Here is a 16,765-nt window from a genome sequence, read left to right as displayed (position 1 = left end):
GCTCGAGCTGGTCGAAATGGAAGTGCGTGAACTGCTCTCCAAGTACGACTTCCCGGGCGACGACACCCCGATCATCAAGGGTTCGGCACTGAAGGCGCTGGAAGGCGACCAGTCGGAAATTGGCGTGCCGGCGATCATCGCCCTCGTCGACGCGCTGGACTCCTACATCCCGGAGCCGGTGCGTGCGATCGACAAGCCGTTCCTGATGCCGGTGGAAGACGTGTTCTCGATCTCCGGCCGCGGCACCGTAGTGACCGGTCGTATCGAGCGCGGCATCATCAAGGTCGGTGACGAAGTCGAAGTGGTCGGTATCCGTCCGACCCAGAAGACCACCGTCACGGGCGTGGAAATGTTCCGCAAGCTGCTGGACCAGGGCCAGGCAGGCGATAACGCCGGTCTGCTGCTGCGTGGTCTCAAGCGCGACGACGTCGAGCGTGGCCAGGTGCTGGCCAAGCCGGGCACGATCACCCCGCACACCGATTTCGAAGCCGAAGTCTATGTGCTGTCGAAGGACGAAGGTGGCCGTCATACCCCGTTCTTCAAGGGTTACCGTCCGCAGTTCTACTTCCGCACGACCGACGTGACTGGCGCTTGCCAGCTGCCGGAAGGCGTGGAAATGGTGATGCCGGGTGACAACGTGAAGATGGTGGTCAGCCTGATCCACCCGATCGCGATGGACGAAGGCCTGCGTTTCGCCATTCGCGAAGGCGGCCGCACCGTCGGCGCCGGCGTGGTGGCCAAGGTCATCAAGTAAGCTGTACACTGGGAAGTCGCCCGCATTGCGGGCCGCAAGGATCCGGGTTGGGGCGGTTTGATCGCTCCACCCCTGGAAAGGCGCCCAAAAGGCGCCACCTTGTGGCAGCAAGGCGAGCGACTTCACCCATTTTCTAGATACGCCAGTAGCTCAATTGGCAGAGCAGCGGTCTCCAAAACCGCAGGTTGGGGGTTCGAGTCCCTCCTGGCGTGCCATCTTCCCGAGGATCCACGACGGGTGGTGGATGGCATGCAGACCGTAATCCGGTCGATGTCTCTATCATCCGATCACGTCGCATGAATACGAAGGCAGAATCGACCAAGGGCGCCTCTGGCGCTGATATCGCCAAGCTGGTGCTAGCCGTTATCGTGCTGGCAGCCGGCATTTTTGCGTATTCGTGGTTCGGCAGTGACGGTTCCATCCCGCAGTCGGTGCGACTGCTGGGCGTGGTCGTTGCGCTGGTCCTGTCGCTGGCCATCGGTGCGTTCACCGCCCCTGGCCGACGCGTGCGCGCGTTCCTTGGCGAATCGCAATTTGAAATGCGCAAGGTGGTCTGGCCCACCCGCGACGAGACGCTCAAGACCACCGGTATCATCATGGTGGTTGTGGTCGTTCTCTCGCTGCTGTTGGGCCTGATTGACCTGATCCTGAAGTCGGTCGTGCTCGACTGGCTGCTCAAGCTTGGTACGTGAGGTGATGGCATGAGCAAGCGATGGTATGTGGTGCACGCCTATTCGGGCTTCGAGAACCAGGTGAAGCGTTCGCTCGATGAGCGGATCCGTCGCGCTGGCATGGAAGAAAGGTTCGGCGAAGTGCTGGTGCCGACCGAAGAGGTCATCGAGATGCGCAGCGGCCAGAAGCGTCGCAGCGAGCGCAAGTTCTTCCCGGGTTACGTTCTCGTGCAGATTGAGACGGACACCGAGGGCAAGGCGCCGCGCATCGACGACGAATGCTGGCACTTGGTCAAGGAAACGCCCAAGGTGATGGGTTTCATCGGCGGTACCGCCGATCGCCCGCTGCCGATTCGCGACTCCGAGGCCGATGCGATTCTCAGCCGCGTCCGCGAAGGCGTCGAGAAGCCCAAGCCCAAGGTGCTGTTCGAGCCGGGTGAGATGGTTCGCGTCACCGAGGGTCCGTTCAACGACTTCAATGGCGTGGTCGAGGAAGTCAATTACGAAAAGAGCCGCCTGCGCGTTGCGGTGCTCATTTTCGGTCGCTCGACCCCGGTCGAGCTGGAATTTGGCCAGGTCGAAAAGGCCTAGGCCTTTTCGACAAGAGGCACGGGCTCTGCTCTACGCCTCGCAGGCTTGCGAGGGGATTGGATGCCCGGCTTGCCAGCTAAACCCGCCGATGCCCTCAGCGGCACGGGGCTTGCTTAAAAACTGATCAATCTATATATTATGCGGTTCACGCTGGGATTTTAGCCCCGGCGTGTCCGTGTTTCTGGGGTTCGCGGGACGGCGAGCCTTCCTCTTTCAGGGAACGACAGCACTGCGAGGAGCCGCAAGGCGCTTGAACTCGCGAGGAAAATCCAATGGCAAAGAAAGTAACTGGCTATATCAAGCTGCAGGTCAAGGCCGGTCAGGCCAACCCGTCGCCGCCGGTGGGCCCCGCCCTCGGTCAGCGCGGCCTGAACATCATGGAATTCTGCAAGGCGTTCAATGCCGCCACGCAGAAGATGGAGCCGGGTATGCCCATCCCGGTGATCATCACGGCATATTCCGACCGTAGCTTCACCTTCATCACCAAGACCCCGCCGGCCACGATCCTGATCAAGAAGGTCACGGGCGTCGCCAAGGGTTCGCCCAAGCCCAATACCGACAAGGTCGGCAAGATCACCCGCAAGCAGCTCGAAGACGTTGCGAAGCAGAAGGAGCCGGATCTCACGGCTGCTGATCTGGACGCCGCAGTGCGCACCATCGCTGGTAGCGCTCGCAGCATGGGCCTGGTAGTGGAGGGTTAAGACATGGCAAAGCTCACGAAGCGTTTGAAGGCCGCTCAGGCCGCAGTGCAGCCGGGCAAGGTTTACGGCCTGGATGAAGCCCTCAAGATCGTCAAGGACAACGCCAAGGCGAAGTTCGCTGAGTCCGTGGACGTCGCCGTCCGCCTCGGCATCGACGCCAAGAAGTCCGATCAGGGCGTGCGCGGCTCCTCGCTGCTGCCGCACGGCACCGGCAAGACCATCAAGGTCGCCGTGTTCGTGCCGGCCGGTGAAAAGGCCGAGGCCGCCAAGGCCGCTGGTGCCGACGCCGTCGGTATGGACGACCTGGCCGAGCGCATGCAGGCTGGCGATCTCGACTTCGGTCGCGTCATCGCTACGCCGGACGCCATGCGCGTGGTCGGTAAGCTCGGTCAGCTGCTCGGCCCCCGTGGCCTGATGCCGAACCCGAAGGACGGCTCGGTCACCGCCGACGTCGCCACGGCCGTGAAGAACGCCAAGGCCGGCCAGGTGAAGTTCCGTAACGACAAGGCGGGCATCATCCACGCCACCATCGGCAAGGCCAGCTTCGACGCTGCCCAGCTGGCGGACAACCTGAACGCCTTGGTCAACGACCTGCTGAAGGCCAAGCCGTCGACCGCCAAGGGTCAGTACCTGCAGAAGATCGCGCTGTCGTCCACCATGGGCGTTGGCGTGCCGGTCGAAGTGTCGACCCTGACGGTGTCGACCAAGTAAGAGTTCAAGTCCCATGCCGGTCTCAACGCCGGCGTGGGCAAGTTTTTGAAGGTAGCCATGGCTCACGCCGTGGCCGCCGTCAAAGACCGCAGGCGCGATCAGCGCGCGACGACGACGAGCAGGGAGCTCGTGTTGGCAAGGAACCGCCGTCGTTGCAAGCGGGTTCGCTTAATCGGATTCCCAGCGGATCTGGCCTGCGTAGATGGTGATGCCCCTTCTGGAATGTTTTCTGGAAAGGCCACCACCCGGGATCTCGCGATCCCCGACGTCACGGATGGCGTCGCTCAGGACCGCAAGCGGCAGGAGCCGTAAGCGGAATTCATAAGAGGAGTGAAAAATGGCTCTGAATCTCTCTCAGAAGCAAGAAGTAGTCGCCGAACTGGCAGAAGTTGCCGCGAAGGCCCACTCCTTGGTCGCTGCCGAGTATGCAGGCACCACGGTCGAACAGATGACCGCGATGCGCAAGAAGGCTCGTGAATCCGGCGTTTTCTTGAAAGTTGTCAAGAACACGCTTGCTTCGCGCGCCGTCGTCGGTACCGAGTTCGAGGTCGTCAAAGACGCCCTGACCGGTCCGCTGCTGTACGCATTCTCGACTGAGGAGCCCGGCGCAGCCGGTCGCCTGATCAAGGAATTCGCCAAGGGCAACGACAAGCTGAAGGCACGCCTCGTGTCGGTGGAAGGCAAGCTGCATCCCGCCTCCCACGTCGAAGTGCTGGCCTCGCTGCCGACCCGCGAGCAGGCCCTGGCCATGTTGGCACGTGTGTTGGCCGAGCCGGCCACCATGTTTGCCCGCGTCGTCAAGGCTGTGGCCGATCAGCAGGGTGGTGGCGACGTCGCCGCCGAAGCCCCGGCCGAAGCCGAGCCCGCCTAAGTTCGTTGACTGTTCCATTCGAATCAATTTCCAGAGGTAAATGAAAATGTCCCTGACCAACGAACAGATCGTTGAAGCCGTCGCCGCCAAGTCGCTGATGGAAGTGATGGACCTGGTGAAGGCCATCGAAGAGAAGTTTGGCGTCACCGCCGCCGCCCCGGTCATGATGGCCGCCGGCCCGGCCGCCGCTGGCCCGGCTGTTGAAGAACAGACCGAGTTCGACGTGATCCTCAAGAGCGCCGGCGACAAGAAGGTCGACGTGATCAAGGCCGTCCGCGCCATCACGGGCCTGGGCCTGAAGGAAGCGAAGGACCTGACCGAAGCCGGTGGCGTCGTGAAGGAAGCCGCTTCGAAGGAAGACGCTGCGAAGTTCAAGAAGGACCTCGAAGCTGCCGGCGCCACGGTCGAACTGAAGTAATTGGCGCTCTTGCGCGCCGTCAGTTTGATCTAGCGTCAAGCAAGCCTGGGGGCGTAAGCCCCCGGGCTTTGCCCGTTGTAAGCAGGGAATGGGGAATAGGGAATTAGGGAGCAGCCCTTGAAGGTGGGTAGCTTTCGATTCTCTATTCCCGATTCTCTATTCCCGACTCCCGATTCATCGAATACACAACCGAGGCGGTACCCACCATGACCTACTCGTTTACCGAGAAGAAGCGCATCCGCAAGGATTTCGGCAAGCGTCCCCCTGTATTGGGCGTGCCGAACCTGCTGACCATCCAGACCGATTCCTATCGCGAATTCCTGCAGGAGCACGTCGCTCCCAAGCAGCGCGACGAAAAGGGTCTCCACGCCGCGCTGAAGTCAGTATTCCCGATTGTTAGCTATTCGGGTAACGCCGCGCTTGAGTATGTCGACTATCGCCTGGGCGAACCCGCCTTTGACGAACGCGAGTGCCGCAACCGCGGCATGACCTTCGGCGCGCCGCTGCGCGTCACCGTGCGCCTGGTCATCTATGACAAGGACAGCCCGGCATCGAAGAAGGCCGTCAAGTACGTAAAGGAACAGGAAGTCTACATGGGCGAAATTCCGCTCATGACCGACACCGGCACCTTCATCATCAACGGCACCGAGCGCGTCATCGTTTCGCAGCTGCATCGTTCGCCGGGCGTGTTCTTCGATCACGACCGCGGCAAGACGCACAGCTCGGGCAAGCTGCTGTTCTCGGCTCGCGTGATTCCTTACCGTGGTTCGTGGCTCGACTTCGAGTTCGACCCGAAGGATGCGCTGTTCACCCGTATCGACCGTCGCCGCAAGCTGCCGGTGACGGTGCTGCTGCGCGCGCTGGGTTACACCAACGAAGAGATGCTCGGCATCTTCTTCGAGCACAACGTGTTCCATCTGGGCAAGAAGGGCGGTACCACGCTGGAGCTCGTCGCCGAGCGTCTGCGCGGTGAAACGCTGACCTTCGACCTGGCCATTGGCGACAAGGTGCTGGTCGAGGCCGGCAAGCGCATCACGGCGCGTCACGTGCGCCAGCTGGCTGCGGAAAACATCACCGCGCTGGAAGTGCCGGACGACTACCCGGTCGGTCGCATCCTGGCGATCGACATGGTCGACCCCAAGACCGGCGAACTGCTGGCCCAGGCCAACGACGAAATCACCGCCGAGCAGGTGGAGAGTTTCCGCAAGGCCGGTATCGAAGTCGTGCCGACGCTCTACGTCAACGACCTCGATCGCGGTGCCTACATCTCGCACACGTTGCGCATCGACAACACCAAGACGCCGCTTGAGGCGCTGGTGGAAATCTATCGCATGATGCGTCCGGGCGAGCCGCCGACCAAGGATGCCGCGCAGAACCTGTTCTACAACCTGTTCTTCACCTTCGACCGCTACGACCTGTCGGGCGTGGGTCGCATGAAGTTCAACCGTCGTGTTGGCCGCCAGGAAATCGTCGGTCCGGGCGTGTTGTACGACAAGCGTTACTTCACCGACCGCAAGGAAGAGGAAGCCCAGAAGCTCGTTGCGGCACAGGGCGATCGCTCCGACATCCTCGATGTGCTCAAGGTGCTGATCGACATCAAGAACGGTCATGGCACCGTCGACGATATCGATCACCTGGGCAACCGTCGCGTGCGTTCGGTCGGCGAAATGGCCGAGAACACTTTCCGCATCGGTCTGGTGCGCGTTGAGCGCGCCGTGCGCGAGCGTCTGTCGCTGGCCGAGTCCGAGGGTCTGACCCCGCAGGAACTGATCAACGCCAAGCCGGTTGCGGCAGCGGTGAAGGAGTTCTTCGGTTCGTCGCAGCTCAGCCAGTTCATGGACCAGAACAACCCGCTGTCGGAAGTGACGCACAAGCGTCGCGTCTCGGCGCTGGGTCCAGGCGGCCTGACGCGCGAGCGCGCCGGCTTCGAAGTGCGCGACGTGCATCCGACCCATTACGGCCGCGTCTGCACCATCGAAACGCCGGAAGGTCCGAACATCGGCCTGATCAACTCGCTCGCCGTGTACGCGCGCACCAACCAGTACGGCTTCCTCGAGACGCCGTACCGCAAGGTCGTGGGCGGCAAGGTCACCGACCAGGTGGATTACCTGTCGGCGATCGAAGAGGGCGACCACGTGATCGCGCAGGCCAACTCGCCGTTGAAGGATGGCGCGTTCGTCGAAGATTTCGTGTCCTGCCGTTTCCGTGGCGAGTCCGAGCTGCGTCCTTCTGCCGAAGTCGACTACATGGACGTTTCGCCCATGCAGACCGTGTCGGTCGCTGCCGCACTCGTGCCGTTCCTCGAGCACGACGATGCTAACCGCGCACTGATGGGCGCGAACATGCAGCGTCAGGCCGTGCCGACCCTGCGTTCGCAGACCCCGCTGGTGGGTACCGGCATCGAGCGCGCCGTGGCGCGTGACTCGGGCGTCATCGTCACCGCCAAGCGCGGCGGCGTGATCGACCAGGTCGATGCGGCCCGTATCGTGGTGCGCGTGAACGAGAAGGAAGTCGGCGACAACGACGCCGGCGTCGATATCTACACGCTGACCAAGTACACCCGCTCCAACCAGAACACCAACCTCAACCAGCGTCCGCTGGTGAACGTGGGTGACATCGTGGCAGTGGGCGACACGCTGGCCGACGGTTCGTCGACTGACCTGGGCGAGCTCGCGCTCGGCCAGAACATGCTGATCGCCTTCATGCCGTGGAACGGCTACAACTTCGAAGACTCGATCCTGCTCTCCGAGCGCGTCGTGCAGGAAGACCGCTACACCTCGATCCACATCGAGGAGCTGTCCTGCATCGCACGTGACACCAAGCTGGGCGCCGAGGAAATCACCGCCGACATCCCGAACGTGGGTGAGCAGGCGCTGGCTCGCCTCGACGAATCGGGCATCGTGTACATCGGTGCGGAAGTGAAGGCCGGCGACATCATGGTCGGCAAGGTCACGCCCAAGGGCGAAAGCCAGCTGACCCCGGAAGAGAAGCTGCTGCGCGCGATCTTCGGCGAGAAGGCGTCCGACGTGAAGGACAGCTCGCTGCGCGTGCCGCCGGGTATGGACGGCACCGTCATCGACGTGCAGGTCTTCACCCGCGACGGCATCGAGAAGGACAAGCGCGCCAAGCAGATCGAGGAAATGGAAATCAAGCGTATCCGCAAGGACCTTGATGACCAGTTCCGCATCCTCGAAGGCGCGATCTACAACCGTATGCGCACCCAGCTTGTCGGCAAGACCGCGATGAGCGGTCCGGCCGGTCTCAAGCGCGGCGCTGAAATCACCGACGCGTTCCTGGACGGCCTGAAGAAGGACGACTGGTTCAAGATCAACGTGAAGGAAGAGGACGTCACCGAGTTCCTCGAGCGCGCGGCCGATCAGATCAAGCGTCACAAGGAAGAGTTCGACAAGCGCTTCAAGGAAAAGCAGAGCAAGATCACCCAGGGCGACGACCTCGCACCGGGCGTGCTCAAGATGGTCAAGGTGTTCCTGGCCGTGAAGCGTCGCATCCAGCCGGGCGACAAGATGGCCGGTCGCCACGGTAACAAGGGTGTGGTGTCCAACGTGGTGCCGGTGGAGGACATGCCGTTCTCCGAAGACGGTACCTCGGTCGACATCGTGCTGAACCCGCTGGGCGTGCCCTCGCGTATGAACATCGGCCAGATTCTGGAAGTGCATCTGGGCTGGGCCGCAAAGGGCCTGGGCAAGAAGATCCAGAAGATGCTCGAAGCGCAGGCCAAGGTGGCGCAGATCCGCGAGTTCCTCGACCAGGTGTACAACCACCACGTCGCTGGCGCCGTGCAGCATGTCGACCTGAAGTCGTTGACCGACGAAGAAATCTTCGCGCTGGCCAACAACCTGCAGGAAGGCGTGCCGATGGCCACGCCGGTGTTCGACGGTGCCGAGGAAACCGAGATCAAGGCGATGCTCCGCCTCGCCGATCTGCCGGAATCGGGTCAGACCACCTTGTACGACGGCCGTACCGGCGAAGCGTTCGATCGCCCGGTCACCGTGGGCTACATGCACTACCTGAAGCTGAACCACCTGGTCGACGACAAGATGCACGCGCGTTCGACTGGTCCGTACTCGCTCGTCACGCAGCAGCCGCTGGGTGGTAAGGCGCAGTTCGGCGGCCAGCGCTTCGGCGAAATGGAAGTCTGGGCACTGGAAGCCTACGGCGCGGCCTACACCCTGCAGGAAATGCTGACGGTGAAGTCCGATGACGTGCAGGGCCGTAACCAGATGTACAAGAACATTGTCGACGGCAACCACGAGATGGCAGCGGGCATGCCGGAATCCTTCAACGTGTTGGTGAAGGAAATCCGCTCGCTCGGTATCGATATTGATCTGGAAGAAGTGAAGTGAGTTGAGGCGGGGACGAGGAACGAACTTTCGTTCCTCGTTCTCCCGATTCCTGATTCTCCATTACCTATTCCCGATCTTCGGAGACATCCATGAAAGACTTGCTCAATCTGTTCAACCAGCAGCGCACCGCGCCTGACTTCGATGCGATCAAGATCGCTCTGGCTTCGCCGGAGCTGATCCGCTCGTGGTCGTACGGCGAGGTGAAGAAGCCGGAAACGATCAACTACCGCACCTTCAAGCCCGAGCGTGACGGCCTGTTCTGCGCCGCCATCTTCGGTCCCGTGAAGGACTACGAGTGCCTGTGCGGCAAGTACAAGCGCATGAAGCACCGCGGCGTCGTGTGCGAAAAGTGCGGCACGGAAGTGACGCTGGCCAAGGTGCGTCGCGAGCGCATGGGCCATATCGAACTGGCCTCGCCGACCGCGCACATCTGGTTCCTCAAGTCGCTGCCTTCGCGCATCGGCCTGATGCTGGACATGACCCTGCGTGACATCGAGCGCATCCTGTACTTCGAAGCCTTCGTGGTGATCGATCCAGGTCTGACCGCGCTTGAGCGCGGCCAGCTGCTCAGCGAAGACCAGTACCTGGAAGCCGTCGAAGAGCACGGCGACGAGTTCGACGCCCGCATGGGTGCCGAGGCCGTCTATGAGTTGCTCAAGTCGCTCGACCTGCCGGGCGAAGTGATTCGCCTCAAGGAAGAGATCGGCTCGACCAATTCCGAGACCAAGCTGAAGCGCCTCACCAAGCGCGTCAAGCTGATCGAAGCCTTCCTCGAATCCGGCAACAAGCCGGAGTGGATGGTGCTGACCGTGCTGCCGGTGCTGCCGCCGGATCTGCGTCCGCTGGTGCCGCTCGATGGCGGCCGCTTTGCCACGTCCGATCTGAACGATCTGTACCGTCGCGTCATCAACCGCAACAACCGCCTGCGTCGCCTGCTCGAACTCAATGCGCCCGACATCATCGTGCGCAACGAAAAGCGCATGCTGCAGGAATCGGTCGATGCGCTGCTCGACAACGGCCGTCGCGGTCGTGCCATCACCGGCACCAACAAGCGCGCGCTGAAGTCGCTGGCCGACATGATCAAGGGCAAGCAGGGCCGCTTCCGCCAGAACCTGCTCGGCAAGCGCGTGGACTACTCCGGTCGTTCGGTGATCGTGGTCGGTCCGACCCTGCGCCTGCACCAGTGCGGTCTGCCCAAGAAGATGGCGCTTGAGCTGTTCAAGCCCTTCATCTTCGCCAAGCTGCAGGCTCGCGGTGAAGCGACCACCATCAAGGCCGCCAAGAAGCTCGTCGAGCGCGAAGAAGGCCAGGTGTGGGACATCCTCGAAGAGGTGATCCGCGAGCATCCCGTGATGCTCAACCGCGCACCGACGCTGCATCGTCTGGGCATCCAGGCATTCGAGCCGAAGCTGATCGAAGGCAAGGCCATCCAGCTGCATCCGCTCGTCTGCACGGCGTTCAACGCCGACTTCGACGGTGACCAGATGGCTGTGCACGTGCCGCTGTCGATCGAGGCGCAGCTCGAAGCGCGCGCCCTGATGATGGCGACCAACAACATCCTGTCGCCCGCCAACGGCGAGCCGATCATCGTGCCGACCCAGGACGTGGTCCTTGGTCTGTACTACATGACCCGCGAGCTGGTGAACGCGAAGGGCAATGGCATGGTGTTCTCGGGCATCGGCGAAGTTCGCCGTGCCTACGACAACCGTGCGGTTGAACTGCACGCCAAGGTCAAGGTGCGCATCAAGCAGGTGCACATCGATGAAGAAGGCGGCCGCACTGAGCAGACCTCGATCGTCGACACGACCGTGGGTCGCGCGCTGCTGCTCGAAATCATGCCGGAAGGCCTGCCGTTCGCGCTGGCCAACACCGAGCTGACCAAGAAGAACATCTCGCGCCTGATCAACCAGTGCTATCGCCGCCTGGGTCTGAAGGACACGGTGATCTTCGGCGACCAGCTGATGTACACCGGCTTCCGCTTCGCCACCCGCGCGGGCATCTCGATCGGCATCGATGACATGATCATCCCCGACGAGAAGAAGCCGATCCTGGAAGAGGCCGAGAAGGAAGTGGTCGAGATCCAGGAGCAGTACCAGTCCGGTCTCGTCACCGCCGGCGAGCGCTACAACAAGGTCGTCGACATCTGGTCGCGCACCAACGAACTGGTCGCCAAGGCCATGATCGACGGTATCGGTACCGAGAAGGTCACCGATGCCGAAGGCAAGACGGTCAACCAGAAGTCGATGAACTCGCTGTACATCATGGCTGACTCCGGCGCCCGTGGTTCGGTCGCGCAGATTCGTCAGCTGGCCGGTATGCGCGGCCTGATGGCTCGCCCGGACGGCTCGATCATCGAGACGCCCATCAAGGCGAACTTCCGCGAAGGCCTGAACGTGCTGCAGTACTTCAACTCCACCCACGGTGCCCGTAAGGGCCTGGCGGATACGGCGTTGAAGACGGCTAACTCCGGTTACCTGACCCGTCGTCTCGTCGACGTGGCACAGGACGTGGTCATCACCTTCGACGACTGCGGTACCGACAATGGCGTGACCATGCAGCCGATCGTGGAAGGCGGCGACGTGGTCGAGCCGTTGCGCGACCGCGTGCTTGGTCGTGTGGCGCTGGAAGACGTCTACGGCCCGGGCGAAGACAACGAACCGCTGGTCACCCGCGACACCCTGCTGGACGAAGCCCTGGTCGAGAAGCTCGACAAGGCCGGCGTGCAGTCGGTCAAGGTGCGCTCGCCCATCACCTGCGCCGCCGATCATGGCGTGTGCGCCCTGTGCTACGGCCGCGACCTGGCCCGTGGTCACCTGGTGAACATGGGTGAGGCCGTGGGTGTGGTGGCTGCGCAGTCGATCGGTGAGCCGGGTACCCAGCTGACCATGCGTACCTTCCATATCGGTGGTGCGGCTTCCCGTGCTGCTGCCGTGGACAACGTGACGGTGAAGACCACCGGCACGCTGAAGTTCAACAACCTCAAGACCGTGCACCACAACCAGGGTCACCTGGTGGCAGTGTCGCGTTCGGGCGAAGTGAGCGTCATCGACGCCAACGGCCGCGAGCGTGAGCGCTACAAGGTGCCTTACGGCGCCACCATCGCAGTCAAGGACGGCGACCCGGTCAAGGCTGGCCAGGCCGTGGCCAACTGGGATCCGCATACCCATCCGATCGTGTCGGAAGTGGCCGGTACGGTGCGCTTCATCGACTTCATCGATGGCATCACCGTGCAGAGCCAGACCGACGAACTGACCGGCCTGGAGTCGGCGGTGGTGACCGATCCGAAGCGCCGTGGTACGGCCGCCAAGGATCTGCGCCCGATCGTGCGTCTGGAAGACGCCAAGGGTCGCGAGCTGAAGCTGCCGGGCACCGACGTGCCGGCGCAGTACATGCTCCCGGCCGGCGCCATCGTGTCGATCCAGAACGGTGCGCAGGTGGGCGTGGGTGACGTGGTGGCACGTATCCCGCAGGAAACCTCCAAGACCCGCGATATCACGGGTGGTCTGCCGCGCGTGGCCGACTTGTTCGAAGCACGCAAGCCCAAGGAGCCGGCGATCCTCGCCGAGCGCTCGGGCGTGATCAGCTTCGGCAAGGACACCAAGGGCAAGCAGCGCCTGATCATCAAGGACGTGGACGGCAACGAGCACGAGGAGCTGATTCCCAAGTGGCGCCAGGTCATCGTGTTCGAAGGCGAGCACGTGGAGAAGGGCGAAACCATCGTGGACGGCGAGCCCAGCCCGCATGACATCCTGCGCCTGCTGGGTGTCGAGCCGCTGGCCGCTTACTTGGTCAAGGAAATCCAGGACGTCTACCGTCTGCAGGGCGTGAAGATCAACGACAAGCACATCGAAGCGATCATTCGCCAGATGCTGCGCAAGGTTGAGATCACCGATCCGGGCGAGAGCCACTACCTGCGCGGTGAGCAGGTCGAGCGTGTTCGCATCAATGGCGAAAACGACCGTGCTGTCCACCGTGGCGAGCGTCCGGCTGAATTCCAGTCGGTGCTGCTGGGTATCACCAAGGCGTCGTTGGCCACGGAATCCTTCATCTCGGCGGCTTCCTTCCAGGAAACCACCCGAGTGTTGACGGAAGCTGCGGTCCGCGGCACGCGCGATACCTTGCGTGGCCTGAAGGAAAATGTTATTGTCGGCCGTCTTATTCCGGCTGGTACGGGTCTGGCGTATCACGCAGCGCGTCATCGCCAGGGCGGTCTTACCGCCTCGGAGCTCGAAACTCTTTCCGGCTCCGCTTCATCGGCTTCCTTCGCAGAAGCCACCACCGGTAGCGACATTGGTGTGGAGTAAGCCCTTACCGGGCTTTACTCGCTGACATACGAAAAGAGGCGCAAGGAGTGCGCCTCGTGTTCGGGCCATGGCCGGCAGGGCGTCAGCTTGTCTGTGACAGGCTGCCCATGTTAAATTCCCGCTTCTTGGCAGACCGAGCCGGTTCGGTCTGCCTTTATGTTTCTCAGGAACAGCTTCAATGACGACAGTCAACCAGTTGGTTCGCAAATCCCGCAGCCCGAAGACCTACAAGAGTGCTTCGCCGGCTTTGCAGAACAGCCCGCAGCGCCGCGGCGTCTGCACGCGTGTTTATACCACCACCCCTAAGAAGCCGAACTCGGCGCTGCGTAAGGTTGCCAAGGTGCGCCTGACCAACGGCTACGAAGTCATCAGCTACATCGGTGGCGAAGGCCACAACCTGCAGGAGCACTCCGTGGTCCTGATCCGCGGCGGTCGCGTCAAGGATCTGCCGGGTGTGCGTTACCACACGGTGCGCGGCAGTCTCGACTGCGCCGGTGTCACCAAGCGCCGCCAGTCGCGCTCCAAGTACGGCGCCAAGCGCCCGAAGAAGTAAAGGACTTCCAACATGTCGCGTAAAGGTTCACATCCCGCCCGTCTGATCCTGCCGGATCCCAAGCACGGCAGCCAGCTGATCGCCCGCTTCATCAACATGGTGATGAAGAGCGGCAAGAAGTCGGTCGCAGAAAGCATCGTCTACGGCGCGCTTGCCCACCTCGGCGAAAAGAACGCCGAGCCGGTGCAGCTGGTCGAAAAGGCGCTCAACAACATCGCTCCCGCGGTTGAGGTGAAGTCCCGTCGTGTCGGCGGCGCCACCTACCAGGTGCCGGTCGAAGTGCGTCCGGGTCGCCGTATGGCGCTCGCCATGCGCTGGGCCATCGACTCCGCCCGCAAGCGCGGCGAGACCTCGATGCCGCGCAAGCTGGCCGCCGAGTTGCTCGAAGCTTCGGAAAATCGCGGTGGCGCGATCAAGAAGCGCGAAGAGACGCATCGTATGGCAGAGGCCAACAAGGCCTTCTCGCATTACCGCTGGTAAGCAGTACAGCTAGAACTTTCAGAGGTTAAGACCGTGGCACGCACCACTCCTATCGAGCGCTACCGCAACTTCGGCATCATGGCTCACATCGATGCCGGCAAGACCACCACCACGGAGCGCATCCTGTTCTACACCGGCGTCAGTCACAAGATTGGCGAGGTGCACGACGGTGCAGCAACGATGGACTGGATGGAGCAGGAGCAGGAGCGCGGCATCACCATTACGTCGGCGGCAACGACGGCGTTCTGGAAGGGCATGGATCGTTCCTTGCCCGAGCACCGCTTCAACATCATCGACACCCCCGGACACGTCGACTTCACCATCGAAGTGGAGCGTTCGCTGCGCGTGCTCGACGGCGCGGTGTTCGTGCTGTGCGCGGTGGGTGGTGTGCAGCCGCAGTCTGAAACCGTCTGGCGTCAGGCCAACAAGTACAAGGTGCCGCGCCTCGCGTTCGTCAACAAGATGGACCGCACTGGCGCGAACTTCTACAAGGTGGTCGACCAGCTGAAGGCTCGCCTGGGTGCCAACCCGGTCCCGATGCAGGTGCCGATCGGCGCCGAGGACAACTTCGAGGGCGTGGTCGACCTGCTCAAGATGAAGTCCATCATCTGGGACATGGAATCCCAGGGCATGAAGTTCGAGTACGCCGACATCCCGGCCAACCTCGCGGACAAGGCTGCCGAAGCCCGTTCGTACATGGTCGAGTCGGCTGCCGAAGCGTCCGAAGAGCTGATGAACAAGTACCTGGAAGGCGGCGACCTGACCGAGGAAGAGATCATCGGCGGTCTGCGTGCGCGCACGCTGTCCAGCGAGATCATCCCGGTGTTCTGCGGTACCGCGTTCAAGAACAAGGGCGTGCAGGCGATGCTCGACGCGGTGGTCAACCTGCTGCCGTCGCCGATCGATCGTCCGCCGGTCGCTGGTCTGGACGAAGACGAGAACGAAGCTACGCGCAAGGCCGACGACGCCGCGCCGTTCTCCGCGCTCGCGTTCAAGATCATGACCGACCCGTTCGTGGGTTCGCTCACGTTCTTCCGCGTCTACTCGGGCACGCTCAACGCGGGCGACCAGGTGTACAACCCGGTCAAGTCCAAGAAGGAGCGCATCGGCCGCATCCTGCAGATGCACGCCAACGAGCGTCAGGAACTGAAGGAAGTCCGCGCTGGCGATATCGCCGCAGCGGTCGGCCTGAAGGACGTGACGACCGGTGACACGCTGTGCTCGCAGGATCACATCATCACTCTGGAGCGCATGACGTTCCCGGAGCCGGTGATTTCGATGGCGGTGGAGCCCAAGACCAAGTCGGACCAGGAAAAGATGGGTATCGCCCTCGGCCGTCTGGCTGCGGAAGATCCGTCGTTCCGCGTTCGTACGGACGAGGAGTCGGGTCAGACCATCATCTCGGGCATGGGCGAGCTTCACCTGGACATCCTGGTGGACCGCATGCGCCGCGAGTTCAACGTCGAGGCGAACGTCGGCAAGCCGCAGGTGGCCTACCGCGAGACGATTCGTTCGTCGGACGTCAAGTCGGATTACAAGCACGCCAAGCAGTCCGGTGGTAAGGGTCAGTACGGTCACGTGGTGATCGAGCTGTCGCCGATGACCGAAGAAGACCGCAAGAGCACGGACGTCAAGAACGACTTCCTGTTCATCAACGACATCACGGGCGGCGTGATCCCGAAGGAATTCATCCCGTCGGTCGAAAAGGGTCTGCGCGAAACCATCACCAGCGGTCCGCTGGCTGGCTTCCCGGTGGTGAACGTGAAGGTCAAACTGGTCTTCGGTTCGTACCACGACGTCGACTCGTCGGAAATGGCGTTCAAGCTCGCCGCGTCGATGGCGTTCAAGCAGGGCTTCGCCAAGGCGTCGCCGGTGCTGCTCGAGCCGATCATGAAGGTCGAAGTCGTGACGCCGGAAGATTACGTCGGCGACGTGATGGGCGATCTGAGCCGCCGTCGTGGCCTGCTTCAGGGTCAGGACGATACGCCGTCGGGCAAGACCATCAATGCGATGGTCCCGCTGGGCGAGATGTTTGGTTATGCGACGACCATTCGTTCGCTGACCCAGGGTCGCGCCACCTTTACGATGGAGTTCGACCACTACGCTGAAGCGCCGAACAACATCGCTGAGCAGGTCATGAAGAAGGCCTGATAAGGCTTTCTTCCTCCAACTACCGTTCTTTTTTAGAGGTTTTAGTCATGGCAAAGGGTAAATTCGAACGCACCAAGCCGCACGTCAACGTCGGCACGATTGGTCACGTGGACCACGGCAAGACGACGCTGACGGCCGCACTGACCAAGGTCGGCGCAGAGCGCTTCGGTGGCGAATTCAAGGCGTATGACGCGAT

At 62.2% G+C, this 16,765-nt stretch carries 13 protein-coding genes and 1 tRNA gene; all 14 read left to right on the top strand.

The window, feature by feature from the left end:
• The coding region (locus AC1DKY_RS21270) for an elongation factor Tu (RefSeq protein ID WP_477180045.1) at positions 1-754 on the top strand (754 nt) is incomplete at its 5' end.
• Between the two features lie 139 nt (positions 755-893).
• Positions 894-969, top strand: a tRNA-Trp gene (locus AC1DKY_RS21265).
• A gap of 81 nt (positions 970-1,050) precedes the next feature.
• Positions 1,051-1,446, top strand: a complete 396-nt coding sequence (gene secE / locus AC1DKY_RS21260) for a preprotein translocase subunit SecE (protein ID WP_046973294.1) — start codon at positions 1,051-1,053, stop codon at positions 1,444-1,446.
• A gap of 9 nt (positions 1,447-1,455) precedes the next feature.
• On the top strand, positions 1,456-2,016 hold the full coding sequence (nusG, locus tag AC1DKY_RS21255) for a transcription termination/antitermination protein NusG (RefSeq protein ID WP_441605561.1): 561 nt from the start codon (positions 1,456-1,458) through the stop codon (positions 2,014-2,016).
• Positions 2,017-2,288: 272 nt separating this feature from the next.
• The gene (gene rplK, locus AC1DKY_RS21250) at positions 2,289-2,717 is read left to right on the top strand and encodes a 50S ribosomal protein L11 (protein WP_046973296.1); all 429 of its coding nucleotides are present in this window, start codon (positions 2,289-2,291) and stop codon (positions 2,715-2,717) included.
• A 3-nt stretch (positions 2,718-2,720) separates the two neighbouring features.
• On the top strand, positions 2,721-3,428 hold the full coding sequence (rplA, locus tag AC1DKY_RS21245) for a 50S ribosomal protein L1 (RefSeq protein ID WP_121881684.1): 708 nt from the start codon (positions 2,721-2,723) through the stop codon (positions 3,426-3,428).
• Positions 3,429-3,765: 337 nt separating this feature from the next.
• The gene (gene rplJ, locus AC1DKY_RS21240) at positions 3,766-4,299 is read left to right on the top strand and encodes a 50S ribosomal protein L10 (protein ID WP_441605560.1); all 534 of its coding nucleotides are present in this window, start codon (positions 3,766-3,768) and stop codon (positions 4,297-4,299) included.
• Between the two features lie 46 nt (positions 4,300-4,345).
• Complete coding sequence (gene rplL, locus AC1DKY_RS21235; RefSeq protein WP_121881680.1) at positions 4,346-4,717, top strand: 50S ribosomal protein L7/L12; 372 nt, start codon at positions 4,346-4,348, stop codon at positions 4,715-4,717.
• A 206-nt stretch (positions 4,718-4,923) separates the two neighbouring features.
• Complete coding sequence (gene rpoB / locus AC1DKY_RS21230; RefSeq protein WP_441605559.1) at positions 4,924-9,081, top strand: DNA-directed RNA polymerase subunit beta; 4,158 nt, start codon at positions 4,924-4,926, stop codon at positions 9,079-9,081.
• An 89-nt stretch (positions 9,082-9,170) separates the two neighbouring features.
• Entirely contained in the window at positions 9,171-13,385 is a 4,215-nt protein-coding gene (rpoC, locus tag AC1DKY_RS21225; protein ID WP_441605558.1) for a DNA-directed RNA polymerase subunit beta', read from the top strand.
• 178 nt (positions 13,386-13,563) lie between these two features.
• Positions 13,564-13,938, top strand: coding sequence for a 30S ribosomal protein S12 (gene rpsL, locus AC1DKY_RS21220; RefSeq protein ID WP_121881674.1), 375 nt, complete (start codon positions 13,564-13,566; stop codon positions 13,936-13,938).
• Positions 13,939-13,950: 12 nt separating this feature from the next.
• Complete coding sequence (gene rpsG, locus AC1DKY_RS21215) at positions 13,951-14,418, top strand: 30S ribosomal protein S7 (RefSeq protein WP_102305037.1); 468 nt, start codon at positions 13,951-13,953, stop codon at positions 14,416-14,418.
• 33 nt (positions 14,419-14,451) lie between these two features.
• Positions 14,452-16,569, top strand: a complete 2,118-nt coding sequence (gene fusA, locus AC1DKY_RS21210) for an elongation factor G (RefSeq protein WP_441605557.1) — start codon at positions 14,452-14,454, stop codon at positions 16,567-16,569.
• Positions 16,570-16,616: 47 nt separating this feature from the next.
• A partial coding sequence (locus AC1DKY_RS21205) for a GTP-binding protein (RefSeq protein WP_240732659.1) occupies positions 16,617-16,765 on the top strand: 149 nt, incomplete at its 3' end.

Source organism: Dyella sp. 01N448, from assembly GCF_056399225.1.
This window is presented reverse-complemented; position numbering and strand designations above follow the sequence as displayed.

Coding starts and splice junctions, on each gene's coding strand:
- rplJ (WP_441605560.1), top strand. CDS start 3,766: ATGGCTCTGAATCTCTCTCAGAAGCAAGAAGTAGTCGCCGAACTGGCA.
- rpoC (WP_441605558.1), top strand. CDS start 9,171: ATGAAAGACTTGCTCAATCTGTTCAACCAGCAGCGCACCGCGCCTGAC.
- secE (WP_046973294.1), top strand. CDS start 1,051: ATGAATACGAAGGCAGAATCGACCAAGGGCGCCTCTGGCGCTGATATC.
- rpoB (WP_441605559.1), top strand. CDS start 4,924: ATGACCTACTCGTTTACCGAGAAGAAGCGCATCCGCAAGGATTTCGGC.
- rplK (WP_046973296.1), top strand. CDS start 2,289: ATGGCAAAGAAAGTAACTGGCTATATCAAGCTGCAGGTCAAGGCCGGT.
- nusG (WP_441605561.1), top strand. CDS start 1,456: ATGAGCAAGCGATGGTATGTGGTGCACGCCTATTCGGGCTTCGAGAAC.
- rpsG (WP_102305037.1), top strand. CDS start 13,951: ATGTCGCGTAAAGGTTCACATCCCGCCCGTCTGATCCTGCCGGATCCC.
- rpsL (WP_121881674.1), top strand. CDS start 13,564: ATGACGACAGTCAACCAGTTGGTTCGCAAATCCCGCAGCCCGAAGACC.
- rplL (WP_121881680.1), top strand. CDS start 4,346: ATGTCCCTGACCAACGAACAGATCGTTGAAGCCGTCGCCGCCAAGTCG.
- rplA (WP_121881684.1), top strand. CDS start 2,721: ATGGCAAAGCTCACGAAGCGTTTGAAGGCCGCTCAGGCCGCAGTGCAG.